The following is a 1,525-nucleotide window of genomic DNA, read 5'->3' as shown; positions in this document are numbered from 1 at the left end:
TGATGTTGAGAGTGGGGTGTTTTAACTATGTTTTAATAGTGATAGGCAGCATAGCGACATTTTGGCAGGGTTCTTACAAGCTATCTTAATGGCGCTTGCCTTGATTGCGTCTGCATATTCTATGCTGTCACTGGCTAAATTACCAATTAGCATAAGTAAACGGCGATTCATAACATTTGGTAACTGATATTTGTCGTCACTGTTGCTATAATAAGCGGCAAGTTACAGTGAATTATATCTTATAGCTTGTGAACTTAAAGTTAACAATACTTTTAAATGCCAATAACGACTTTTAAGTCAGTAACTTGGTGTTTAACGGTATGACAACGATTGAGTTTTGCCTGCTTAAGATGGTTTTATAATTTAGTACTTTTTTAGGTTTACAGCAATATGTTAAGCATATTGAGTCACAGATTTAACTAACAATAAACTAAGCCAATTTAGTCCAATAATTTATAGCATTGCTTTTACGCTATACCTAATACTAATGGCTAAACCAGCAAGGATAAAATAACTATGTCAAATATTACTTTACCAGACCTACCATATGCAAAAGACGCGCTTGAGCCACATATCAGTGCTGAGACGCTAGAATACCATCATGACAAGCATCATGCCGCTTATGTAAACAAGCTAAATGACTTGCTACCTGGTTCTGGTCTAGAAGACAAAACATTGCCAGAAATCATCGTTGCAGCGTCGAAAGATGACAACAAAAAAACGATGTTTAACCAAGCAGCCCAAGTATGGAATCACACTTTCTATTGGAACTGCATGACGCCAGAAAACGGCGGCGGCGAACCTACTGGTGACTTGAAAGCTAAAATCGAAGAAGATTTCGGTAGCTATGATAAGTTCCGTGAAGAGTTCAAAAACGCAGCGACTTCACAGTTTGGTTCAGGTTGGGCATGGCTAGTTGCTGATAAAGTCGGTGGCAAACTATCAATCGCGAAAACTGGTAACGCTGATAACCCATTAGCACACGACCAAGTCGCGGTATTGACTTGTGACGTATGGGAACATGCTTACTATATCGATTATCGCAACCGTCGTCCTGATTACGTCGACACCTTCCTAGACAAGCTAGTAAACTGGGACTACGCAAACGCTAAATATAAAGGTCAAGATGCTGGTGTTGAAGAGTAATCTTTAACTTCTAAGTATTTGATTTACTTTATAAGTAGAAAAAAAGGACGCTGAGAGGCGTCCTTTTTTTGGTTTAAATTTTTTGATAAATTATAATTATCTAAATTTATAATGTTGACGGAATGCACTTCATCTTTCAATCTAAGAATCAATAATAAGATAAGAAAATATCCTTATAAAGCATAAATGAGACTGTTGCTTCAATCACGTATAAAAAGCTAACTAGCACTACTAATGACATAATGATATTGAATACAAACATGATTTTGCTATAAGATTTATTTAAAAAAGAGAATAACGTTACAATTAACATTATTAGAAAATACAGCGTTGTCTCTGCTGAGCCTAAAATATTAATAATGCTAAAGTATCTATTTAC

General features: G+C 35.9%; 1 protein-coding gene. It reads left to right on the top strand.

Features of this window, described 5'->3' with window-relative positions; translation table 11 throughout:
* Positions 1–516 precede the first annotated feature (516 nt).
* Positions 517–1,146, top strand: a complete 630-nt coding sequence (locus tag ACT3TU_RS14115) for a superoxide dismutase (protein ID WP_192524923.1) — start codon at positions 517–519, stop codon at positions 1,144–1,146.
* Positions 1,147–1,525: the final 379 nt, after the last annotated feature.

The sequence above is a fragment of the Psychrobacter sp. AOP3-A1-26 genome, from assembly GCF_052378235.1.
Lineage (GTDB): Bacteria > Pseudomonadota > Gammaproteobacteria > Pseudomonadales > Moraxellaceae > Psychrobacter.
This window is presented reverse-complemented; position numbering and strand designations above follow the sequence as displayed.